General features: G+C 40.2%; 20 protein-coding genes, 1 tRNA gene and 2 pseudogenes. 11 read left to right on the top strand and 12 right to left on the bottom strand.

Going from position 1 to position 24289, the window contains the following annotated elements:
* The first annotated feature begins 454 nt into the window (after positions 1-454).
* The 3 genes from betI (at position 455) to betA (ending at position 4472) form a co-directional block, all read left to right on the top strand.
* Positions 455-1069, top strand: coding sequence for a transcriptional regulator BetI (gene betI / locus F0226_RS14500; protein WP_171736305.1), 615 nt, complete (start codon positions 455-457; stop codon positions 1067-1069).
* Between the two features lie 102 nt (positions 1070-1171).
* Positions 1172-2632 (top strand): betaine-aldehyde dehydrogenase, encoded by a 1461-nt coding sequence (betB, locus tag F0226_RS14495; protein WP_171736304.1) that lies wholly within the window; start codon positions 1172-1174, stop codon positions 2630-2632.
* A gap of 124 nt (positions 2633-2756) precedes the next feature.
* Positions 2757-4472 (top strand): choline dehydrogenase, encoded by a 1716-nt coding sequence (gene betA / locus F0226_RS14490; RefSeq protein ID WP_171736303.1) that lies wholly within the window; start codon positions 2757-2759, stop codon positions 4470-4472.
* Here betA and F0226_RS14485 read toward each other — a convergent pair.
* On the bottom strand, positions 4435-4602 hold the full coding sequence (locus F0226_RS14485) for a hypothetical protein (protein ID WP_171736302.1): 168 nt from the start codon (positions 4600-4602) through the stop codon (positions 4435-4437). The genes betA and F0226_RS14485 overlap by 38 nt on opposite strands.
* A gap of 116 nt (positions 4603-4718) precedes the next feature.
* Here F0226_RS14485 and F0226_RS14480 point away from each other — a divergent pair, with 116 nt between their 5' ends.
* The 3 genes from F0226_RS14480 (at position 4719) to choV (ending at position 7935) form a co-directional block, all read left to right on the top strand.
* Positions 4719-5678, top strand: coding sequence for a choline ABC transporter substrate-binding protein (locus F0226_RS14480; RefSeq protein WP_171736301.1), 960 nt, complete (start codon positions 4719-4721; stop codon positions 5676-5678).
* 164 nt (positions 5679-5842) lie between these two features.
* Entirely contained in the window at positions 5843-6685 is an 843-nt protein-coding gene (choW, locus tag F0226_RS14475) for a choline ABC transporter permease subunit (protein WP_137372748.1), read from the top strand.
* Positions 6686-6687: 2 nt separating this feature from the next.
* Positions 6688-7935 carry a choline ABC transporter ATP-binding protein gene (gene choV, locus F0226_RS14470; RefSeq protein ID WP_171736309.1) on the top strand — a complete coding sequence of 416 codons (1248 nt, stop codon included), beginning with the start codon at positions 6688-6690 and terminating at the stop codon, positions 7933-7935.
* A 251-nt stretch (positions 7936-8186) separates the two neighbouring features.
* Here choV and F0226_RS14465 read toward each other — a convergent pair whose 3' ends face one another.
* Positions 8187-8732 (bottom strand): MarR family winged helix-turn-helix transcriptional regulator, encoded by a 546-nt coding sequence (locus F0226_RS14465; protein ID WP_253820834.1) that lies wholly within the window; start codon positions 8730-8732, stop codon positions 8187-8189.
* On the opposite strand from F0226_RS14465, the gene F0226_RS14460 reads away from it, so the two are divergent.
* Positions 8731-9897, top strand: a complete 1167-nt coding sequence (locus tag F0226_RS14460; protein ID WP_171736300.1) for a nitroreductase family protein — start codon at positions 8731-8733, stop codon at positions 9895-9897. The genes F0226_RS14465 and F0226_RS14460 overlap by 2 nt on opposite strands.
* A gap of 289 nt (positions 9898-10186) precedes the next feature.
* Here F0226_RS14460 and F0226_RS14455 read toward each other — a convergent pair whose 3' ends face one another.
* Positions 10187-11821, bottom strand: coding sequence for an endonuclease (locus F0226_RS14455; RefSeq protein ID WP_171736299.1), 1635 nt, complete (start codon positions 11819-11821; stop codon positions 10187-10189).
* A 441-nt stretch (positions 11822-12262) separates the two neighbouring features.
* Between F0226_RS14455 and F0226_RS14450 the strand changes: the two genes are divergently transcribed.
* A complete protein-coding gene (locus tag F0226_RS14450; protein WP_171736298.1) occupies positions 12263-12739 on the top strand; it encodes a MarR family transcriptional regulator in 477 nt (158 codons plus the stop codon).
* Positions 12740-12877: 138 nt separating this feature from the next.
* On the opposite strand, the gene F0226_RS14445 is transcribed toward F0226_RS14450, so the two are convergent.
* The 3 genes from F0226_RS14445 to F0226_RS14435 all read right to left on the bottom strand — a co-directional run bounded on the left by F0226_RS14445 (position 12878) and on the right by F0226_RS14435 (position 17284).
* On the bottom strand, positions 12878-13423 hold the full coding sequence (locus F0226_RS14445; RefSeq protein ID WP_171736297.1) for a sugar O-acetyltransferase: 546 nt from the start codon (positions 13421-13423) through the stop codon (positions 12878-12880).
* Positions 13424-13842: 419 nt separating this feature from the next.
* Positions 13843-15990 (bottom strand): TonB-dependent siderophore receptor, encoded by a 2148-nt coding sequence (locus F0226_RS14440; RefSeq protein WP_171736296.1) that lies wholly within the window; start codon positions 15988-15990, stop codon positions 13843-13845.
* 340 nt (positions 15991-16330) lie between these two features.
* Complete coding sequence (locus tag F0226_RS14435) at positions 16331-17284, bottom strand: AraC family transcriptional regulator (protein ID WP_171736295.1); 954 nt, start codon at positions 17282-17284, stop codon at positions 16331-16333.
* Between the two features lie 604 nt (positions 17285-17888).
* Here F0226_RS14435 and F0226_RS22765 point away from each other — a divergent pair.
* Positions 17889-18974, top strand: coding sequence for a phosphatase PAP2 family protein (locus F0226_RS22765; RefSeq protein WP_171736294.1), 1086 nt, complete (start codon positions 17889-17891; stop codon positions 18972-18974).
* Positions 18975-19101: 127 nt separating this feature from the next.
* Here F0226_RS22765 and tnpA read toward each other — a convergent pair.
* Positions 19102-19506: pseudogene (gene tnpA / locus F0226_RS14425) on the bottom strand (IS200/IS605 family transposase).
* Between the two features lie 59 nt (positions 19507-19565).
* On the opposite strand from tnpA, the pseudogene F0226_RS22575 reads away from it, so the two are divergent.
* Positions 19566-19755, top strand: a pseudogene (locus F0226_RS22575) (WYL domain-containing protein); the annotation flags it as partial.
* Between the two features lie 27 nt (positions 19756-19782).
* On the opposite strand, the gene F0226_RS14420 reads toward F0226_RS22575, so the two are convergent.
* The 4 genes from F0226_RS14420 to F0226_RS14405 all read right to left on the bottom strand — a co-directional run bounded on the left by F0226_RS14420 (position 19783) and on the right by F0226_RS14405 (position 22799).
* Positions 19783-20910 carry an HNH endonuclease gene (locus F0226_RS14420; protein WP_171736293.1) on the bottom strand — a complete coding sequence of 376 codons (1128 nt, stop codon included), beginning with the start codon at positions 20908-20910 and terminating at the stop codon, positions 19783-19785.
* On the bottom strand, positions 20910-21527 hold the full coding sequence (locus tag F0226_RS14415) for a class I SAM-dependent methyltransferase (RefSeq protein ID WP_171736292.1): 618 nt from the start codon (positions 21525-21527) through the stop codon (positions 20910-20912). Before F0226_RS14415 ends, F0226_RS14420 begins: the two co-directional genes overlap by 1 nt.
* Positions 21528-21786: 259 nt before the next feature.
* Positions 21787-21863: transfer RNA gene (locus tag F0226_RS14410), tRNA-Val, on the bottom strand.
* A gap of 267 nt (positions 21864-22130) precedes the next feature.
* Positions 22131-22799 carry a DUF2726 domain-containing protein gene (locus F0226_RS14405; protein WP_137372731.1) on the bottom strand — a complete coding sequence of 223 codons (669 nt, stop codon included), beginning with the start codon at positions 22797-22799 and terminating at the stop codon, positions 22131-22133.
* 283 nt (positions 22800-23082) lie between these two features.
* Between F0226_RS14405 and F0226_RS14400 the strand changes: the two genes are divergently transcribed.
* The gene (locus F0226_RS14400; protein WP_171736291.1) at positions 23083-23268 is read left to right on the top strand and encodes a hypothetical protein; all 186 of its coding nucleotides are present in this window, start codon (positions 23083-23085) and stop codon (positions 23266-23268) included.
* A gap of 111 nt (positions 23269-23379) precedes the next feature.
* On the opposite strand, the gene F0226_RS14395 is transcribed toward F0226_RS14400, so the two are convergent.
* Positions 23380-24144 carry an ABC transporter substrate-binding protein gene (locus F0226_RS14395; RefSeq protein WP_171736290.1) on the bottom strand — a complete coding sequence of 255 codons (765 nt, stop codon included), beginning with the start codon at positions 24142-24144 and terminating at the stop codon, positions 23380-23382.
* Positions 24145-24289 lie beyond the last annotated feature (145 nt).

Here is a 24289-nt window from a genome sequence, read left to right as displayed (position 1 = left end):
GTATTTTATTTAAATTTAAAAAGTAAGCTTTATAGCAATCCTGATTAATGGCTTAATTTTATAAAATATAAATATAACCACTTATGCCTATAGGTTAATTTAATGTTAAATCTGAAAATCAAGATCGATTGCTATATAAGCAGGTTGCTCAAAATAAATATTCTTAACTAAGCTCCCCTCCACCTTTCCATTCAATATTGCCGCTAGCACCGAACGACATTAACCAACCAACTGTATGTGCTAATTCATTTGAACAATAAACATCACACCTCAAACCTTTCAATTTTTTCTTTGACAGATACCAACTAACGTAAATCATTGTTTAATAATGGATTAACATGAATTTAACACCTGAATTATACCTAACTCGCCAAATTAATAGTTTGAACTCTAACTAAATACCTGTCATTTTATAATTAACTGAACGTTCAATAAAAAATAAAAGGACTTTGAAATGCCCAAAGTTGGGATGCCTGACATAAGAAAGCCACAGCTTGTAAAAGCAACCATGGCAGTGATTGATCGCGTTGGGTTACACGCCGCAAGCATCGCGCTGATCAGTAAAGAGGCTGGGGTTTCAACAGGGATAATCAATCACTACTTTGGTGGTAAGCACGGTCTGCTAGAAGAAACCATGCGTGAGATCCTAAGACAGTTGTCTAATACCATCACTACTCAGCTAAAAGCCCTTCCTGTTGACGCTCATCAACAACGTATTAATGCCATCATCAATGGCAATTTCGAGGGGTATCAAGCTGAGAACCAAGTGGCGAAAACTTGGTTAGCATTTTGGTCTTATTCAATGCATGACGAAAAATTAAAACGTTTACAACGAGTTAATGAAAAGCGCTTGTTGTCTCATCTAAAAATTGAACTGAAAGCCATGCTATCTCCTGATCAAGCAGAATTAGTCGCTCATGGAATTGCATCACTCATTGATGGCATTTGGCTACGCGGGACGCTTAACCCTGAAGGTATTGATGCCAATAAAGCCCATGCCATCATCAACGATTATCTTGATAAGCAACTGACTTTTTACGCAAGCAATATAACCAGCCGTAATATCTGAGCTAACAGAGCTAGCTAGAAAGCAGGCAGGCTGAGATAACCGAAAGACACAGTCACAAACACTCAATAACCACTAATAATAATTACTAAGTCAGACTCTCAAATGGAAATGAACTCGTTATACATCGCCGGTAAAAATACTCAGGCAACTTCTGGAGAAACTTTCTCTAGCATTAATCCTGCAAACGGAGAAGTGATTGCTACTCTTGGTCAAGCTTCTCAACAAGACCTTGAGCGTGCTATCGAATCAGCTAAGCAAGGTTTTGCGATTTGGTCAGCAATGGCTCCCATCGAAAGAAGCCGAATCTTACTGAAAGCAGTAGAGATACTTAGATCACGCAACGATGAGCTTGCAGCCCTTGAAGTTGCAGACACAGGGAAGCCTTTACAAGAAGCCATCGAAGTGGATGTTGCATCAGGTGCAGACGTTATCGAATATTTCGCAGGTCTAGTACCTGCAATGCAAGGTGACCAGCAACCTCTAGGTGAGAGCCAATTCTTCTATACTCGACGTGAACCTCTAGGAATTTGTGCTGGCATCGGCGCATGGAACTACCCTATCCAAATTGCAATGTGGAAATCGGCACCGGCTCTGGCAGCTGGTAACGCCATGATTTTCAAACCTTCAGAAGAAACCCCTCTTACCGCCCTTAAACTTGCTGAAATATTCACTGAAGCAGGGCTACCTGATGGTGTATTCAATGTGGTTCAAGGTGACTATAGAGTTGGGCAAATGCTGACTGCGCACCCAGACATCGCAAAAGTATCTTTCACAGGTGAAACAGGCACAGGCAAAGCCGTAATGGCAGACAGTGCAAAAACACTTAAGTCAGTAACGATGGAACTTGGTGGAAAATCACCAATGGTCATTTTTGATGACGCAAAGCTAGACGATGCAGTTTCAGCGGCTATGGTTGCTAACTTCTACACTCAGGGTGAAGTGTGTACTAATGGTACGCGAGTATTTGTTCATGATTCAATTTATGACCAATTCATCAGCCAGCTAAAAACTCGAACTGAAAAGCTCATTGTTGGTCAGCCTATGGATATGGACACCCAAATTGGTGCGTTGATATCCAAAGAGCACCTAGGCAAAGTTCTAGAAGCAATTGAGCAAGCAAAACAGTCTGGAGCAACGCTTCTTACTGGCGGCTATCAAGTGACCGAGAATGATTTAGCAAACGGCAACTTTGTTGTACCAACGGTGTTCACCGATTGTGAAGACAACATGCCACACGTTCAGCAAGAAATTTTCGGTCCTGTCATGTCGGTACTCAAATTTACTGATGAAGACGAAGTGATCCGCAGAGCGAATGACACCAAATATGGGCTTGCCGCTGGTATATTCACCCAAAACCTCGCACGCGCGCATCGCGTTATCCACCAAATGCAGGCGGGTATTTGTTGGGTAAATACTTGGGGTGACTCCCCTGCTGAAATGCCAGTAGGCGGATATAAAGATTCAGGTATTGGTCGTGAAAACGGACCAGAAACTCTTCTGCACTATACGCAAACGAAAAGTATTTTAATTGAACTTGGTGATTACGCGAGCCCTTACGCGTAGTCATAGCTTCAATAATCACAGCTTCAAACGTCATTGGGTAATTCACTTTGCCCAATGATTTTTCAAAGTTCATTTCAAATTCGAATATCTAGCGTTCTAGGCTAGACATCACGGAGAACACATCATGGAACAACGCTACGATTATATTATCGTCGGTGCGGGTTCGGCTGGCTGCGTGCTAGCGGATAGGCTAACGGAAAGCGGTAAACACAGCGTCTTATTATTGGAAGCTGGCGGAACAGACAAGAGCATTTTTATTCAAATGCCAACAGCTCTTTCTTACCCAATGAATACTGAAAAGTACGCGTGGCAATTTGAAACGCAGCAAGAATCTGGTCTTGATGGAAGACAGCTTCACTGCCCTCGCGGAAAAGTACTGGGCGGCAGTTCTTCAATCAATGGCATGGTTTATGTGCGAGGTCACGCCTGTGACTACGATGAATGGGAAGAAAATGGCGCGACAGGTTGGAATTATCAAGCTTGCCTGCCTTACTTCCGTAAAGCCGAAACGTGGATCAAAGGTGCAGATCAATACCGTGGTGGCAATGGTCCATTAGGAACATGTAACGGTAACGACATGGCATTAAATCCACTCTATCAAGCATTTATCGATGCTGGTAAAGATGCAGGTTACCCAGAAACTAAAGACTACAATGGTTATCAGCAGGAAGGCTTTGGTCCGATGCATATGACGGTTGATAAAGGCGTTCGCGCTTCAACATCGAATGCGTATCTTCGCCGCGCATTAAAACGTTCTAACCTAACCCTCATGAAAGGCATCGTAGCAAGAAAGGTTCTGCTTCAAACACAAGATTCCCAAGATAAAAAAGCTGTGGGAGTTGAGTTTGAAAAATCAGGCAAAGTGCAAACCGTTCACGCAAATAAAGAAGTCATTTCAAGTGCTGGCTCTATCGGTTCTGTTCAACTTCTTCAACTATCCGGTATTGGCCCAAAAGCCGTGCTCGATGCTGCAAATGTAGAAGTCGTGCATGATCTTCCCGGCGTAGGTGAAAACTTACAAGATCACTTAGAAGTATATTTCCAATACCACTGTAAAGAGGACATCACTCTAAACAGTAAACTTGGTTTAGTGAGTAAAGGGATGATCGGCGCAGAGTGGATTTTAACGCGCAAAGGTCTTGGGGCAACCAACCACTTTGAGTCTTGTGCGTTCATTCGCTCTCGCAAAGGGCTTAAGTGGCCAAATATCCAATACCACTTCTTGCCAGCAGCAATGCGTTACGACGGTCAAGCTGCTTTTGATGGTCATGGCTTCCAAGTGCATGTTGGACCAAACAAACCAGAAAGCCGAGGCACCGTTGCTATCACTTCTGCTGATCCTCATGCCAAACCAAAAATCGTATTCAATTACATTTCTACCGAACAAGATCGTCAAGATTGGCGTGACTGCATTCGTTTAACACGAGAGATTTTATCTCAACCTGCAATGGACAAATTCCGTGGTGAAGAAATTCAACCGGGAATCAACATCACGTCTGATGAAGCGATTGATGAGTGGGTTAAACAAAACGTAGAAAGTGCTTACCACCCTTCTTGTGGCTGCAAAATGGGCGCAGACACCGACCCAATGGCTGTACTTGATGAAGAATGCCGTGTTCGTGGAATAAGCCAACTTCGAGTCGTAGATTCTTCTGTTTTCCCTACTATTCCAAACGGAAACCTCAATGCGCCAACCATCATGGTAGCGGAACGAGCAGCCGATATGATCTTAGACTGTGAGTTATTAAAAACAGAAGAAGTACCGGTATGGATAGCTCCAGAATGGGAAGAATACCAACGAATCAGTAAACCGACAAGAGAAGTCGATAGCCTGCCGTAGCACATGCTATCCGCTCAGGCTCAGGCTCAGGCTCAGGCTCAGGCTCAGGCTCAGGCTCAGGCTCAGGCTCAGGCTCAGGCTCAGGCTCAGGCTCAGGCTCAGGCTCAGGCTCAGGCTCAGGCTCAGGCAAGAATAATCAGCTCAGTAAAATTAGAAACACCATTTATATAAAAACAATATAGCGACACATAAAGTCAGAAATATTGCTCTTAAGAGCAATCAAAGGATTCATTACAAGGAATTATTATGTCTATAACAAAGATGACACTTACTACATTAGCAATCAGTTCATTCGCATTTAACGCTTCTGCGAGCCAAAACCTTGAGCCACAACAGTGTGAAAATGTACGCTTTGCCGATGTAGGTTGGACAGACATCACCGCAACAACAGCAGTGACCTCTGAACTGCTAAAAGGCATGGGCTACAAAACTAAAACCGACCTTCTTTCAGTTCCGGTTACTTACTCTTCAATGGCAAACGGCGACATTGATGTTTTCCTTGGCAACTGGATGCCAACTATGGAAGGCGATATCGCTAAGTACCGTGAAGCAGGCACAGTAGAAACCGTAAAAGCTAACCTTGAAGGCGCAAAATACACGCTTGCAGTGCCAAAGTACGTCTATGACGCTGGCGTAAAAAGCTTTGATGACCTAGTTAAGCACGCAGACAAATTTAAAGACCGCATCTACGGCATTGAACCAGGTAACGATGGTAACCGCTTAATCCAATCAATGATCGATTCTGACGCATTTGGTCTTAAAGACTTCAGCCTTGTTGAATCAAGTGAAGCAGGAATGGTATCTCAAGTTTCACGTGCTGTTCGTCGTAACCAATGGATCGTTTACCTAGGTTGGGCACCGCACCCAATGAACAGCAATGTTGAAATGGAATACCTATCTGGCGGTGATGATTTCTTCGGTCCTAACTATGGCGGCGCTAACGTTTACACAAACGTACGTGAAAACTACGTTTCAGAGTGTCACAACGTAGGTCAACTTCTTAAAAACCTAACGTTCAGCTTAGAAATGGAAAACGAGTTGATGGAAGCCATTCTTAACCAAAATGTGAAGCCAGAAAAAGCGGCACAACAATGGTTGAACAAAAACCCACAACAAGTTGAAGCTTGGTTAGAAAACGTGAAATCACTGCAAGGTGACGCAGCAACGAAAGCAGTAACTGAATACTTAAAGCAAGTAAAAGCGTAATAACACCAGAATCAAATTAGACAAATTTCTAACTAAACATATCAAAATTAAATAAAAAAGGTGGGCAATACCAACTAGAAAGTCAAAGGTCTGACATTACGTAAGTAAAAATGATAAAGGCTAATTTTAGTGGGTATGCCCAACCAATAATAAAAGGCGACATTGTGAATTTTATTACGGACAACAAGATCCCTGTAGGTCAATGGATGGAAGCTGGTGTTGACTGGTTAACAATCAACGCAGCAGGCTTCTTCGATGCCATCTCTATTTTTTTAGAAACCATTATTCTATTTTTAGTCGATGTATTTAAGTGGATGCCACCCGCTCTACCAATAATAATCACCGCAGCTATTGCGTGGTACTTACACCGAAAACCTTCATTAGTTATTTTCATCATTGCAGCCTTACTGACGATTTTAAACCTCGGCTACTGGCAAGAAATGCTGGAAACCTTTGTCCTCGTATTTGCAGCGACAACGATTTCCGTATTAATTGGAGTTCCAGTTGGCATCATGGCAGCGCACCGACCATGGCTGTACACCGTGTTGAGACCCATACTCGATTTAATGCAAACTGTACCAACCTTTGTTTACCTTATTCCAACGCTGGTCTTGTTTGGTTTAGGTATTGTACCGGGGCTTATTTCAACCATTATTTTCGCGATTGCCGCACCAATCCGCTTAACTTACTTAGGCGTAACTAAAGTACCAGAAGAGTTGATAGAAGCAGGAAAAGCCTTTGGTGCTAGCCGTATGAAATTACTATTGAAAGTAGAACTTCCAGCGGCTTTACCAAGCATTATGGCTGGCGTGACTCAATGTATTATGTTGTCACTTTCTATGGTAGTTATCGCGGCACTTGTCGGTGCAGACGGCCTTGGTAAACCGGTAGTACGAGCTTTAAATACTGTAAACATTTCGCAAGGTTTTGAAGCGGGATTAGCCATTGTTCTTGTAGCCATCATTCTTGATCGCTTGTGTAAAACACCAAACCAAAAGGAAGCGTAATGATGTCTCAGGAATCTAAGGTTTCTCAAGAAGCAAATAAGCAAGAAGACAATAAACCAGTAGTAGATGCTATTACTATTACCAATCTAGATGTCGTATTCGGTAATAAACCAAACAAAGCGCTAGAGCTGCTTGATCAAGGTAAAACACGTCAAGAAATTATAGATGAAACTGGCCAAGTCGTTGGGGTAGATAATGTTTCCCTAACAGTACAAGAAGGTGAAATCTGTGTGTTGATGGGCTTATCGGGTTCTGGCAAATCGAGCTTACTGCGTGCAGTGAATGGTTTGAATGAAATCAACCGTGGTCAATTAGAAATTAAAGATGGCGATAAGCAAGTTGACCTATCTCAGTGTGATGAAGCAACTTTGCGTCACTTGCGTACCCATCGTGTGTCTATGGTTTTCCAAAAATTCGCGCTCATGCCTTGGTTGACGGTACTTGATAACGTAGCATTTGGTTTAGAAATGCAAGGTGTAGCGAAAGACGAACGACGCGCTAAAGCTCGTGAACAAATTGAAATGGTTGGTCTTGCTGAATGGGAAAAGAAGTATCCCCATGAACTGTCTGGTGGTATGCAGCAGCGTGTAGGTCTTGCACGAGCCTTTGCTATGGATACCGACATTCTATTAATGGATGAACCTTTCTCAGCCCTTGACCCTTTAATTAGAGCACAGCTTCAAGATGAATTGCTTCTACTACAAAGTAAGTTGAATAAAACCATTCTATTCGTTAGCCATGATCTGGATGAAGCCTTAAAGATTGGCAACAACATTGCCATTATGGAGTCAGGAAAACTGATTCAGCACGGCAAACCAGAAGAGATTGTTCTTACACCGAAGACAGAATACGTAAAAGATTTTGTGGCGCATACTAACCCGCTCAACGTATTAAAAGGTCGTTCATTAATGCAGCCTTTACAGTCTTTGAAGCAAGAAAACGACAGCTGGAAGATCTGCGATTCTAAAGATTTATGGATCAACCAAAACCAAGGTCAATTGAGTCTTGAAGGTCAGCCAGAACTTACTATGGTTGAATGGAATGAAACTGAAAACGACCTTACTGCGATTGATAATTCAACGCTTGTCATCGCGAGCCCTGAGATTGGTATGCGTGATGCTATTAAACTCAAACAACTCAGTGATCACCCTATCCTGCTGGTAGAAAACAACCAGTTAGTCGGCATTCTGGATAACAGTGAATTCTACAATGCGTTAACGGGCAATTTTCAGCTACACACAGCTGCTTAATGAAACATAAATAGCCTATTACTCATGCGCATTTCATCGACTAATGTTTCACATACTAATATGTAGCAACTAACAAGTATTTAGCTAATGACAAGTATTTAGCAATGACATGGCCCCGTGACTCACCATCACGTGGGCTTTTTCATTACTGCCGCTATCAAAATTTTTAGCCACCAAACTATTTATCCACCAAACCTCTGAGCTACGAAACTTCTGAACCACCAAGCTTCTGAGCAACCAATTGTGACTCTTTAATCTCGATGAGAGTCCAGCCAGCCTTTTAGTTTATTGATTTTCTCCAAAGTGTCTGACATTTCCTCTTCTTCCCAACCATCAAAGCAACTCTCCATCATTGGCGAGAAACTCGCATAAGCCACACTGACTTTTTCTAACCCCGATTGATTGATCTTAATCCACTTCTTTCGACCATCATCGGCATCTTTTTCAATATCGACCAATCCCATATCAAACAATTTATTCACTACTTTTGTTAAGCCAGGCTGATTCATTTGCATCACATCAGAAAGCTGACTAACGGTTTGTGCTTGATCAGGATGACGTGAAAAATGCGTCAAAACATTAAATTGAGACTGGGTAAGGTTATGTGGACCTAAGGCCTTGGCTAACCAAGCGTCAGTTAACTGGTGAATAATTCCTAAAGAAATAAATAACTTACTTCCAAGCTGCTGCTTATTTTGAGACATACGGGTAAAACCTCTTGAAAATACATTCCCAGGAATATAGTATTTATTCCACGGAATGTATTTTAGCAAATCAATGGAAAGAGGCAAAGTCATGAACAGAAGAAACTTTATTAAAGTCGTTGGTACAGGTTCAGTCATTCTGGCGGCAACGCCATTTATGATGACTCAATTCACTAATGAAGCATCAAGCCCTTTAAGACCATCTCATCAGCAAGATGATTTAAGAAAAACGCTAATCAGCTACGCCATGCTTTGCCCAAACCCTCATAACAAACAACCATGGAAAGTCGCATTCATAGGCAAAGACACGATCAGGTTGTATGTCGATCAAGAACGATTACTGCCGCAAACCGACCCTATTCATAGGCAAATTCATATCGGGCAAGGGACCTTTATTGAAAGCCTTGTGATTGCAGCCAGTCAGATCGGGATACTAGCCACCATTGATTACTTCCCTGAAGGCGAATATGACAACCAAAGTATTGCGTCATTGCCAGTAGCCGACATAAAACTTGAAAAAAGTGATCAAGTAGAGCCAGACCCATTGTTTGCTCAACTACTGATTCGCCAATCAACAAAAACGCCTTATCGCGACGAAAAGCTTAATGCTAACCAGATAAGCGCATTGCGAGCCGTTATAGAGAACAGCGATGTTTCATTACGCTTTATCGACACACCGACTGATAACGAAGCTATGGCAAACTATTTGGTAAACGCAATGGAGATAGAAGAGCAAAATAAAGAAAGAAGCTTAGAAACCATCGCAATGTTTCGCTTCAATGATCAAGAAATATCAACGTATAGGGATGGGTTTGGCTTAGAACAGAATGGCGTAACTGGCATTAAGAAATTAATCGCCCAAAACTTTTTTATTAGCCGAGACAAGGCTGAATCTGATCCCGCCTCGTTTGGTAAAGAAGGCGTTAAGTCAGTTAAAAATGCCGTTGAGAATACTCAGCATTATGCTTGGCTATCAACGTCTGATAACAGCCGAAAGACCCAAGTTGAACTAGGCCGTCTTTACAACCGATTTAACCTTACCGCGACGGCTTTGGGCATTGCCCAGCACCCTATGAGCCAGGTTTTGCAGGAGTATAAGGATATGTTGCCTATCCAATCTGAGTTCAAACAACATTTTGGTATCAAGCCGGCAGACACAGTGCAAATGCTATTCCGCTTAGGTAAAGCAGATCGCACGCCTTCAACGGCAAGAAGAGAGGTCTCTTCTATCTTAACCGAACCATTTAAAACGGCTTAATTCGAGCTACTAACTTTATATTCAAGGTTTCTTCGCTATACATGCTTTTAGTACACGGCTTATGGCTAGATTAAACTCGAGCTTTATGAACACGCATAAAAATAGCCCAACTAGTTTGGGCTATGATATTCAAGTCATTCGTTATGCATTAAACAGAATCGATTAAGGCTATATTCGCTAAAACTATATTCGATCAAGCTGTATTCGATTTCAGCTCTAACCGATTAAGACTATAGCTAATTAAAGCTTTAACTAATAAAAGCTATAACCGACTCTGTATTCACACGGTTTAGTTACCCCAAATTGAAGTCACTAATTCAGGATGGTCGATGAATGGGTTTCGGTTTCCTTGGAAATCTTGAACCGCTTGGTTTCTGTCTAGTTCTTTCTGACTAACTGGGTCAGCAGTATGCCAGCGTTTTAGCATCGCCAGTAACCAAGGTTCAAATACCGTCGTATTCGTACCATCTAAAACAGCATCTGAGCTGGTTGAGTTTCCTTCCCAATTCGCGATTTCGTTTTCATAGCGAGTAGCCATATAGAAATACGCACGTGCGAAATCACCTTTAAATTCATCAATAGGTTCAAATACAGTACCTGCATAACCTAAAGAGGAAACCGCGCTCCCAGCTTTAGATCCATTACTTGAAGTATAGGTTGCTGTGCCTACCTCACCAAATGGCCAATTGCTTCGTTTAGAGTTCACATAGCCGTCTGTTGCGAATAAGTGGTGCCCATCAGAGTTCATTGGCTCAACTTTCCCGCCAAACCAACTTTTAGGGAATGAGTGCTCACGGTTATAGCAACCACCTTCAGCTTGATATTGACCACATTGGTCAGTGACTTTTGTAAATTGTACGCTGTCATTGCCTGACGGTTTTTCAGAGTACATATCTAAAATTGAACCGTCATTTTCAAAATAGGTATCAATATCAGAATCTTTTAATAACGTCCAAACTGCCCCGTACCCTTGTCCATTATGATTATTAATAATGTTGTAGAGCGCAGTTTTCAGCTCAAACCCTGTCTTACCTTCTGCGGCTTTGTAGTACTCACCTAAGCCTGACGTTGGCGGAGTAACCGGTGGCGTAGTCGAACCACCAATTGAAAATGCTACAATTTCATTTGATTTAAATTCACCGCCTGAGGCAAGAGTTTTGCTAGCCGTTGCTAAGCTGTATGACCCATTGCCCGCAGTACAACAGATTCCGTCGCCATATGAATCGGCAATTTCAAAGGTGTAGTCACCATTTGGTAAACACATCTCGACATTATTAGTGGTGTTATTACTGTAATCTTGACCAGTGTATAGAGTGTGGTTTGCCGATGTTTTTACCGCCCAGCTTGTTTCAGACGCATAATCATCAGTCACTAAAGTAAGTGTCACACTGGTATCAGAACAGGTTCCAGGGGTTACAGGAGGCGTAATGCTGTCCGTTGGCTGGAAATTATCTACATAGACGACTTCTGAGCCATCAAAACCGGATACATCGTAAAACCTTAGACCAACTTGAATATCTTTATTTGCAGTAGCAGAGTAGCTAAAGCTAACATCTTGCCATTGATTCTTGGCTGCATTGTTGGAGTAGCCTTGGTAACCGTCAACATACAATCTCGCTTTTACATTTCCTTCAGTATGGTAAACCCCTACTGAGAAATTATAAGTTTTACCCTGCTCTACATTAACCGTTTGTAAGAAATCGGTATTGCTTTGACTGCCAGTATTCACTGTCACTTTTGCGGCTAACTGACCATTCTTAATTTGTTCAGAAGTTGGTGAAACAGCAACTCCAGAATCAATTACCGACCACCCTGCTGGTGTGTTCCCTTCCCATGATTCAAAGTTACCATTTTGAATTTGCGCTTGTGCGCTGGCAGAGAGAAATACCGCCATTCCACTTAGTGTTATTATTCTATTTATCATATAACCTTCTGTTTGATTGGATTAAAATCAACATAAGATTAGATTTAATCAAAAATTTAATACGGTCTGACCTCTCATTTATAAATGTATGAACACCTTGTTTTATTGATATTTGTGACATTAAGCTTAAAAACCATACATATAGTTAATAAATTTAAGTACTTGGAATGGCGTTCTACTGGAATTATTCGAGTGACATAACATTTACATTACATTGTTTTGTTCTGTCTTGTGCAGTGAGATGGTGATTGGTGAATAGAAAAGATTGAGAATAGTATGAACATAAGTACAATGCGGAAATTAATAAAATTATCTGAAAGTTTACAGCTCAGCACATCATCGTCTTACCGTTTTGAAAAGTTCCAACACTTCTCATTATTCACGTCTTCGAAGCGAACGTTGTAAACCCATCAATTGTGCATTTATACAAAGGTCTGTCTCTTGGAAAAACATGATGAAATTCTGGTCGCTATCCGCCAGATAATTCGAGCTATCGATTTACACTCAAAGAAACTAAGCAAAGAATATGGATTAACAGGTCCACAGCTTATTTTGATGCGTGCTATCCAAGAAATGCATAATGTAACGATCAAAGAACTGTCTAACCATACAAATGTTAGCCAAGCGACGACTACGACTATTATTGACCGTCTAGAACACAATGGTTATGTTCAGCGCGTTCGTAGTGAATCAGACCGCCGTAAAGTACATGCGAATTTAACAGAAAAAGGCAAAGAGCTTCTAAGTAATGCACCACAGCCACTACAAGATAGCTTTGTAAACAAATTTCAGAATCTCGATGCATGGGAACAAAGTTTGCTTCTTTCTTCTATGCAGCGTGTTTCTTCAATGATGAACGCGGAAGATATTGATGCTGCTCCTGTACTTCAGCTAGAAAGTATCGCTAAGCCGAGCTAGATCTACGGCTTATTTTCATCTATTAGCGCTTTTCACTTTATACAATAAAAAAATGGCACTCATTACGAGTGCCATTTTTCTATCTTCTATCTTCTATCTTCTATCTTCTATCTTCTATCTTCTATCTTCTAGAACAGCTTACACCGACTTGATTACTCGGCATGGGTTTCCAACCGCTACGCTGTTATCAGGTATATCTCGATTTACGACGCTACCTGCGCCAATTACGCAATTATTACCAATCATAACACCCGGAAGAATGGATGCATTCCCGCCAACCCATACATCGTCACCAATGCGTATTTTCGCGCCGTATTCTGTTTTTTGACGCTCGATTGGATCAAGAGGATGAGTGCCTGTAGAGATCATCACATGAGGGCCAAACATCACATTCTCACCGATAGACACTTCACACACATCAACAATGGTCAGGTTGTGATTAGCATAGAAATTATTGCCAATTTTGATGTTGTAACCATAGTCACAGAAAAAATTAGGCTCCATATGCGCTTGACCTTGAAATGATACTAGCTCTTTTAATATAGCCATTCGCTCATCTAATTTAACAGGATCAGCCAAATTGAATCGATGACAGGCAGCCTTAGCATTCATTCTGTCTTTTAGTAAAGTTTCATCCCAAGCATCGTAAGGAAGACCCGCGAGCATTTTTTCTTTTTCTGTCATTTCAAACTCCAAAATTGAAACATAGAATCATGACTGCCACTTTTGTAACAGGTAACTGACGGTACTTTATCTCATTAAGGTCAAAGTCTCCGCCTATGTACTGTCAATTTTGAGTTGTATTTAACATTATGTAGTGCGATTTATTTTTAGATTATAAATCTAATCAATACCAACCCACTCACCTATTAGTCATCATTTTCTGAAATGTTATTAAGTATTGTATTAGACAAAATATTTAATACTGGTGAGCCTACAAAAGCTAGTTTCAGATACCAAAAGGTAGAACGGAAAAAGCAGCCAAATAGGCTGCTTTAAATTTTCTGCGAACTGAATGCTATTAATTACTACTAAGTAAATGCGACTAATTAATAGCGTCTAACTGAAAACCGATTAATACATTATGAATTCGTTAAAGTTGACTAAAATTCATAATTTACATTCAGTTCAACTGATTGCTCAGCGCCAAACCAGCAGTTAGATTGGTCGTAGCAAGTATAGTATTCTTCATCGAATAGATTTGTAACAACTAAGTTCGCTGTAGCTCCAGATAAAGCGTCACTTGCTGAACCTAAATCATAACCAATCGATGCATCAACAACCGTATAAGATGATACCTTACCTTGCGTATTGGCTGCGTCCATTTGCATTTCACCAACATATCGAGCACCCGCGCTGACTCTTGCGCCATCTAAAGCACCACCATAAACAAAGTAGTTACTCCAAAGGTTTGCAGCATGCTCAGGTACATAAATTGGAGTAGTGCCCACTAAGCTCTGATTAGAGTCTTCCGTGATTTCCATATCAAGATAGGTATAACTTGCATTCATGTCCCATGATTCAGTCACCGACCAACGACCTTCAAGCTCCATCCCTTGAGATCTTACTTCACCTAATTGAATTTTTGCTCGGTATGAAGGATCAGATGGGTCAGCGGCAATAGCATCTGTTTTCGTGATATGGAAGTACGAAGCCGTTAACTCTTGTGACATATCTTGCGATAAGTACTTCACCCCTACTTCTACTTGCTCACCCAATTGCGGTTTTAAAGCATTGCCGTTAATGTCTGACCCAGCTGCTGGTTCAAAGCTAGTGGCGTAGCTAACAAATGGAGAGAAGCCATTATCCAATTCGTATAATGCGCCAACTCGATATGAAAACTGATCATGATCCGCTTCATCTTTCCCATCATAAGCTGGGAGTACACTGCTCTTATCATCACTAGCTTCAAACAGGTCATAGCGACCACCAGCAAGTAAGATTAGCGAATCGTATCTCACTTGATCTTGGAAATAGAATCCCAACTGCTGAGTAGTGATATCGTGAGTTTCTTTGTAATTTTCTTGGAGCTGGCTCGGGTCTAACATGTCATTGTTAGGGTTGTACGCATCAAACCCATAGAATGCAGCATTAGCTGTGTATTCCTTATAAAGAGAGTCACCTGACAGCCTCATGTAATCCACACCAAACAATACGTTATGCTCAAGCCCACTCAACATAACCGCACCAGTGATTTGATTATCAATTGTAAAACTTTGAGAATCTTCTTCTGTGCTGTAAACGTTTCGAATTAATTGACCAGTAGTCGAGTCAAAATTCGTTGCTCTATGGTAGGTATTCTTTTGAGTTAACGAAGCATCGGCATATCGAGCATTCTGCAGGAAGGTCCAGTTATTGTTTATCTCATGGTTGACCTTATACCCAAGCATTATGACTTCACGATCAAATGTACTCCAATTCTTATCCCCCATTGAAACTGATGGTTCATGGAACTTAATCGCTTCTAATGGCATTGCAGAATTCGTCCCCATTGATGGGTCATTCTGATAGTAAAGATTAAAGTTAATCAGCGTCTTGTCAGAGACTTGCCAATCTAAAGAAGGCGCAATGACATAGCGTTCTTCTTCAGCGTGGTCTACTTGGCTATCTTTCTTACGAGCCAAAGCGACTAAACGATATGAGAAGTCACTGCTTCCTATTTGCCCAGAAGTGTCTATCGAAACTTCCGTTAAATTGTTAGTACCTGCCGCTAAGCCAACTCTTGTAGAGCCTTCTGCCTGCGGGGATTTAGCGATCATATTGACCATACCACCAGGGGGCATCGCTCCATAAAGTACAGATGTAGGACCTTTGAAGATCTCCACTTGTTGTAAGGCAATAGGGTCAATTTGTGGCTGTAAGTTCCAACCCGTCAGAAACGGTAAAATTAAGCCATCATAATAACTTTGGTTATTGCTAAAGCCTCGAATTGAAAATGTATCGTACATCGTCACCGATGCGCCTTTTTGCTCTGTCACAACACCCGGAGCATAACGAAGCGCTTGGTTTAAAGACTTCACACCACGTTGTTCAAGTTGTTCACTGTCAATGACCGTAATACCCTGCGGTGTTTCTTCTGGCTCTAAAGCCGATTTAGTCGCGGTATTTCGATATGCTTTCCCTAAAATTGTCACTGTATCAATGTTCTTTTCAGCCGATGAATATGCTTCTTCAGCCTGAACTTGAGTAGAAAGAGCACTGAGCAGTGCTAATGCAAGCGATGAATACTTAAAACGAGTGTTGATCTTCATGTTTCCCTCGATACCAAACTTTATGCAAATAGTAATAAATCTCATTTGCATTGTATGTATTCAGAACGAAGATAATTAACAATTTGGTGCATGTTGACGGAGAATTTATTAAACGCTCATAAAACAAGCACCATTTATCGATAATACAGGACTGAGTAAAGACGTGAATAGGTGAATAGGTGAATAGGTGAATAGGTGAATAGGTGAATAGGTGAATAGGTGAATAGGATATGAAATAAAAACAAGTAAACGAAACAAGCTAAAGAAAAACTGATAAGAAGCTATATCAGTAGCAAGACCCTTCCCACTGAGACAAACCAATTGCACCGAAACAAGCCAATCACACTTTTATGATTGGCACCCAGTATTCCATCTCTGAGTTAGTGCCTACGATATCAAAATCTTTCGGGTATATTTCTAGCTCATACCCATCCACGCCTCGGTAACCGGAATTTGGTAACCAATTTAAAAGAAACCAACTCAGAGTATGAGGTAAATCGCTGATTATCCCTTTATGTTTAACAACCGCGTAAGTTTGTGCAGGCACAGTCATGATTTCTAATTGTTTCGAAATTGAGCCATCGAGCGCCATACCAAGTGCCAGTGGAATTAACGTTTGTTGCTCAACTCCAGCCCAATACCTTATGTTTGTGCCATCAAAATTAGCTTGAGTCATATCGATAACGCCAACTGCACTTAAGCTGGCTTTATCTTCACTACGTAATTCAGATTCAAGTAAAGACCATAATTGAGGCACTTTTTGTGCAAAATCAGGAGACAAAGAGAACAGCCCACTAATTCCCGTTTTAAGCCCTTTAACGGCGAACGCTTCCTTAGTATCAATTCGAACTTCAACAAAACGTAACGCACTAGAAGCGATAGGTTCAAAGTTCTTCGTCATACCAATTGGTTTCTTTAACCCAACTCGTTGCCCTGCTTTTCGGTATTGGCTTGGACTAGCACCAAACATGTTTTTAAAGGATCGGCTAAAGCTGATTTCAGAGTTAAAACCCAAATTCAAAGCAATATCAATAATTCGCTCAGGCGTGTCTAGCAAGGCTTCCGCTGCTTGGCTTAACCTCAGTTCTCGAACATAGTTCGCAACTGTCATTCCTGTTTCAGCTTGAAACACTCTTTGAAGCTGCCAGCGAGACCAACAGCTTTTTTTCGCTATGTCTTCTAACGTCAACTGAGCATTTAAGTTTGAATGGATGAAACTAAGCACTCGACTGATTCGGTCAAACGATAGAGTATTTTTATGTTGGCTAATTTTGATATCCACGACTGATGACATTCACTAATCTGATACTTTTATCATCCAAATCCATAAGCGTCACGAATTGTTTCAATTTAAAGATGATAAGTGCTCGCTTTTAAGCACTGTGAAAATAAACGGATATTAGAAAATTACTCGTTGTGATTAAGTGGCATTTGGTTGTTTACCTAAAAACTACCCATTGAAATTCTGCATGCTAAGAGTAGAACTCACACCGACTAAGGGTGAAATCCTCACTAACAAGTTAATGACAAATACAACTTACATTTATCAGCTCTCCTCTTAGTCGACTAAAAAAGGATAGCACCTCTTTTTCTGATGATTTTATAAACCTGAATAAACTGTGGTTCTGTGAACTTTGAGATCAATTAAAAAGCGATAAATAGGTGACCAACCACGTTGATTCAAGGGTTTAACAATTACAACTGCGGATCATTATAACCATTTATATAATTGATATTACGGTTTAAGGTGAAACGAAAATCAACATACACGGTACGGATGGTAAGCATGTGCTCCGGTACCAAAACATCTCCTTAAATTACGTATGACACCAAGTGTACGTTGACATTTTAATTTATTATTTTTATTATAAAGGCAGTATTTATTGATAATAAAAATTATGCCAAACCTTCAAGCTTTACCTATTTTAAATCATATCGACCCTATCAAAAAAGAAATACTTAATATAGTTTTATGCGTAAAAAAAGATACTGGGTTATATTTTTTAATTTCCATAATTGCTATTTTATCTACATTATTCGCTTCTAAACATGGTTACGCCAATCATATTTCATTTTTTTCTTATATGTATGCAATGAAATTATTGGTCCCCCTATCTCTATTATTTTCAAGTTGTGGGTATTTTTTTATATTAGCATTTCGCCGAGAACCCAAACCATTTAGGTGTTACTGGAGAAAGTTGAAGTTGATATATATTTATAGATCAAGAGTCATATCCGGATTGCTTCTTTTGACATCAATAAGTATTTTCATGTCATGCTTCTCCACTATAAAAAGCCTCATCCCACTAATACACCCGTTTGAATTTGACTCTCTATTCCATGATATGGATCTATTGTTATTCGGGGGTAATGAGCCTTGGCGTGTAATTCATTCACTCTTATACTCTCCATATATTACTCAAGCAATTAATTTTTGCTATAATCTTTGGTTTTTTTTGATGTGGGCAATGCTTAGTTATTTTTTATTCCTTTCTCCATCAATTTTAAGAACCCGATTTTTCATTAGCTGGATATTATGCTGGACTATTCTAGGAATGATTACTGCTACATTACTCTCATCAGCGGGTCCTGCATTCATAATTAGATTGGACGGTAACAACTATAACTACGATTTACTTGTGCAATTATTACAAGAGCAAAACTCTTGGCTTATAGCACAAGGATGGAGTGAGTTATTTTCTCTAAACATTCAAGATAGATTATGGGAAACATACCTTCATGAAAAAGATATGCTCGGGAGTGGGATATCAGCAATGCCAAGTATGCATGTCTCTATAGCTGTATTAATGGCACTTGTCATGAATTCAATGAATAATAAACTAGGTTTTTTATTTTGGTTATATGCTGTAATTATCTTTATTGGTTCTATATCCTTAGGTTGGCATTATGCTGTAGATGGTATATTTAGCGCCCCTGTAACTTGGTTAATATGGCATATATCCGGAAAAATTCAACGACCATAATCTATTTCTTTATACCATAACCTATGCTTACCCTGAAATACCGACACCTTGGGCATAAATATCTGTACAAATTTACCAACTTTCATGTGATAGCTCCATTCTTAGAAGCCGGGTTTGCTCTATCCCCCTAGAAAGGGGGCTTTAAGTCCTTCAATAAATGCAACTGAGCTTATACTCTATCCCCTTCTTATCTTGATGTCGTACAAATTGTCGAATAACTTCTTGATTTACCGATCATTTCTACGTATACGCGGAAACTTATTAAAGAGCCTGATTGCTGTTTGACCCTTTAAGGCATCCAACAAACTTGAGAGTGATCGTTTAAGGGTAATATTACAACAAGATGAACATAATCAGATTAAACGTTAAGTTCTAGAGCTTCGCAATCCTTCATATTACACAGTATGTAGATGGAACGATAAAGCTCAGCTCCAACCCTTTCTTTCAAAATCTTATATCTGAATTTCGGAGTCCAAACTATATGGTATTTACGACGCCAATAGACATGTGATGAACTTTTATTATCGGCCATGTGATTGTTTCCCCTTACTTATGGTGAATAAGAGGTTACATCTAACATGGGAGCTTCTTCAGGCTAAACTTGTTGTACACGACTATGGTACGGAAAAAGGCATCCTGACATTACAGACGAACGCAGCTCTGGTTCGCGATGCTCTTGATGCATATAACATCGTTAATATTGTTTTGGATTCAAAAACCTAAAGATCAGCAGATCATCTTGAGAAATATTGAGGAGCTAAGAATATATCTAGTCTTCTAAATTGGAGTCGAAAACCTGTACATTCAATTAACGTCCTTTAAACAATTCGCCTCGATGGTAGCGAAGGTATGGTCGATGCTCAGACATGATGCTAAATGCCATATTTTCTTTTAAGCCGATTACATCTGGTGACTCTAAGTAGCTTGAGATAAGTACCTTCCCGTGATCATCAAAGGAAATAAAACCGAGGTCAAACGCTTTATCTAGATTGGCAAGAAGCAACAAACCATTAAACCTGTCTAGCCGCTCTTCGTTATTAGAATCTCGCCAAGGTTTAATATGGGAAGCCAATAACAACTGTGTATTTTGGTATCCTGTAACAGCACAACCGCCCCACATCTGAATCAGTTTTGATCTGAAATATCCCTGCCCTACTCTTGTATTAACCAAGATGGTCTTTTCGGTTTCAGACAGAGTGTTATCAGTCATAACTTGTTTGATGTCTGCATTCACATCTACTTGAGATAAGTCAGCTAAAAACTTGTGGTAATGAGACAAGGCAGCGCTGTACATCCCTTTACCCCTAGAATCACGAATTTGAAATTGTTCTAATTTTCTCGCTTTCTCTTCATAACTGACAAACTCACGGTATGAATTGATATCAGTAAGTGGTGCTTCAAGTTCACCAACATCCATTAACCAATTCGATATTGAGCCTCTTATAGCTCCAAGGTAGTTTTTCGCTGTTTTTTCAGATTTGCCAATATCAATCAACCACTGATGGTATAACGTCGCCAGATCAGAAAGATTAGCGACTAATGCCTGCTTTAGTTCGCTAGAAACGATATAGCTTTTCATATAGCTAAACAGCTCATCATCAATGTATGCGTGGGAGACTGCCTTTGCTGAATAGCGACTGGTTGACGTATTGTCATAACCATCATTGAATGAAAGGTGCCAAAAGCCTTCACTTCTCAAATGGAAGAAAGGGTTTTCAGGAGTATTTTTATCTGAACCCTGAGAAAGGCTATCAAAATGATGAGTAAATTGTTCTTTAAGGGTTTGGTTAAGACAGACCTTGTTGGTCGCAATATGCCCAGCTTGAATTAGGTCCATAACAGCCAGCAACATACACACTTTATGGGGGCTTTTTTTACCACCAGCATTGTTCATTTTCAGGCTTTGAAAACGATCTAAGTAGTATTCCAATGCCATTACCGCCCCTTACTAAGGTTAGAACTTGTATGTGCTAACACCACTGTTTGCCAAGATATATCTGTTCTATTCAATGAATCTGTGTCTTTGGCTACGAGACATATCGTCAGCCCCACAGCATCACTTAACTTTTCTAATTCTTCGACTGAAACACTGTAAGCATTTCGACCATCATTAAAGCTTCCATGACGCAATGTGAGTATTAGTTTCCCTGTATTAGAAAGGAGTTCAGACAATACAGCGATCGACTCTTTTCGCTCCGCCATATTTAAATGCATCCATACCGCAGAAACCAAAATCAAATCATACTGACAGCTCTGTTTTCTGGCTTTATTTAAAGCTGGTAGAGAATCATCTAACCACTGTATTCGAAGGGAAGAGTGTGAAGCTCCTAACTGGCGAAGTTCACTTGCTGGTTCAACAGCTATCACAGAGCAGTCTTGTTCAGCAAACCACCTGGCATCGCGACCTGAACCGGCCCCGACATCAAGTACCTTTACAGCACCATTAGGCCAATACGTACGCCACGAACGGTGAACATTTTCAAATTCCAAAGAATCGTATTGCTTTGCAAGCTGAACAGCATTTTCGTTGTAGTAAGAAGTGGTTACCGACATAAATCAACTCGAATTTCAATCTAGCTCGATGATATCTGGGTTGGTTGCATATGGCGATCAAGTCTTAGATAAGTATTAGTAATTGTGATAAGTCTCGCGGTAGTTTAGAGGTAAGCAGCCATTCCACCTCTGTTCTGTCTTTTAATAAGTTGCGCTGACTGGTCCATTTGGTAAAGCAAGATTTGGATAAGCTAGGGAATTACAGACACAAAAAAGCCCACACTAGGTGGGCTTTTCGCTTGTTCATAAAGAACGAATCTGGTGCCCGCTACTGGACTCGAACCAGTGACACCTTGCATGTCATGCAAGTACTCTAACCAACTGAGCTAAGCGGGCAATGCTGTGAAACTTAACTAGCCTTTTTATTAAGTGGCTAACGCTTCAGAACGAGATGGATAATAGCGATTGAATGGGTAGCGTGCAAGGATAAATTTGCACTAAATTGATCGTTTGCTTTTAAAACCAACAATCAGAATAAATTTTAAACACAAAGCAGATCAATGGGTTGAAGTAGATCACATTTCAACTCCACTTCAATGGTTAGCAGCAAGCCTATGCTTTGTGTCTTTTAATCATTAAATTAACCGTTTGAGTAAAGATTGATCAGTTTGACTCTTCTTCTATTTCAAAGACAACATTATAGTTTTCAGTATAAGTACAATTTGGTTGTCTGCTACAAGTGAAGAACCTACGCCCTTTAAAATCACCTTGGCTAGCCGTTTTAATTATCATTGGGCTTCCACATTTACGGCAGAACCTCACTTCCTTGGATGGTTCAATCAAATCAATATGAGCCGCTAACAGACGTTTCAGACGGCTGACTTGATAGCTGTGTTTTACTGAAGTCCCAATCAATGGCACCCCTGCTGATTTGCACACATGCATCAGCAACTTTTCTCTTTCGACTTTGGTTTTATGAAGTTCTTTTCCATTATCGAATTCAATAACGACTCGTGGTTCCAATGTTCTTGGATCACACACTACAAAATCAAAATAAGTCCGTGAGATTTTACCATTGGCAATAAACCAATTCTTTTTGGTATTCGATTTCGCCGGTGCTAATACACTTGCCATGTTGACCTTAGCAAACACAGCACCATGGTCCCCCACTGCGGCTTTCAGCGCATTATAAAAAGCCGCTTGTTGCATGGTCATTAGGCTAGTCTTTTTCTGATAAGCAAAATCTTTGGTGTCATCATGCTTGAGTACATACTTTTGAATAAAGAAGAAAAATACAACCAGCACAATCACTACAATAAAAATATTAGTCATTTTTTAACACTGCTTTGAAAACAAAAACTTAAATTAGAAATGAACTCTAGCGTAAGTAGAAAGCCCTACATAGGCAAGTAAAACCCTCTTATCTGCTCTAAAATATGGCACTTAATACCGAATGAAACGCTTCCCAATGAATCAGTTTGTTTTTAGTGATCATTGTCTCTAACTAGAAACGGTAACAAACAACCTAACAATAAATTGATTTAGATCATCTTCCCGTAATTTGTGATCACTTAGATTAAAACTTGTTAAGCAAACGTTAATTTAGGAGCGACAAATGGAATTGAAACAAGATCCGAGATGCTATACAGATGTTTGTGTAAATGGGAAATGGTTCCACTACGATCACTGCGGAACAACTGCTTATATGCTTAAAGGTGGAGCTTCAGCCCAAGTTGAGCTGAGTAAAGAACCTTCCACAGAGAATGAGCTGGTGTCTCTCTTGAGTGACATGGCTAAGTAAAGAACGTTAGAAGTTATTCTTATCTAGTACTGTTAAGCACAGCAATGATCAGAATAACTTTTTTACTTCCTTTTTTAACTCTTTAAAACTGAAGGTCTCAAGCACAGGATTCTATTTATACCGATTTAGAATCACCTCAAAATGGTTCACGCCATCTTCATTGTCCGTAGTACGAATTGTATCAATCGACTTTTGAAGCCGTTCTACGGTCGCAACTTCTGTATTTTTGTTAATCGCGTAATACAACTCACCTTCTTGCAATACATGCACAGCTTCATAAGCTGAAGCTTTATAGCCAGCCGTAGATATCCACCACTTCGCGACATTTTCTTCATAAGCCCACAAATCAATTCGCCCTTTTTGAATCTGTTGAGCAATATTTTCAGCATGAAAACTTTCCATAATGGAGTCTCTTGGCACTCCAGCTTCCAAAAGCAATTGCTCTCCAACGTCATCTCGAATTACCCCAATACGGTATTGAGCAAGGTCACTTGGAGAATTAATAACAATTTGATTCACTTTTTTAGCTAAAACCACAATTCGAGTGGTTGCAATCGGACCAACCCAATAAAACAAGTCTTCTCTTAATTCTGTCCGAGTCGTTGAAAATAGCACTGTGTCAGACTTAATGAGTGTTGAACGATATGCCCTAGCCCAAGGTTGGAGCGCAATGTCATTTCCCATTACTCTTTCGTTCGCTTCATCTGAGGCAGCAATGAGCAAGTCAACGGCAATACCTTTTACCAGACCTTCTTCACTGAAATTATAGGGAGGGTACTCTTCACTCAAATACGTTAATTCGGACAGGCTTTTAGAAAGTACAGGTGATGAACAAAAAGTAGCAAGTATCAGATAGAGACCACTCTTACTATTCATTGGACCGCTCCTAATGTTAATTACATAAATTAAACTTAGGAGTGAATGTGATATACGTCTACTTAATTAAGGTAAATCATAAAGCTTCAGCTGATTTTTGAATCTAGATAATCATTCCGTATCACAATCCAATCTACTGAGGGGA

The organism is Vibrio sp. 99-70-13A1 (genome assembly GCF_013114625.1).
Classification (GTDB): Bacteria; Pseudomonadota; Gammaproteobacteria; order Enterobacterales; family Vibrionaceae; genus Vibrio.
Note: the sequence above shows the minus strand (reverse complement) of the source record. Positions and strands in the feature narration are given on the sequence as shown.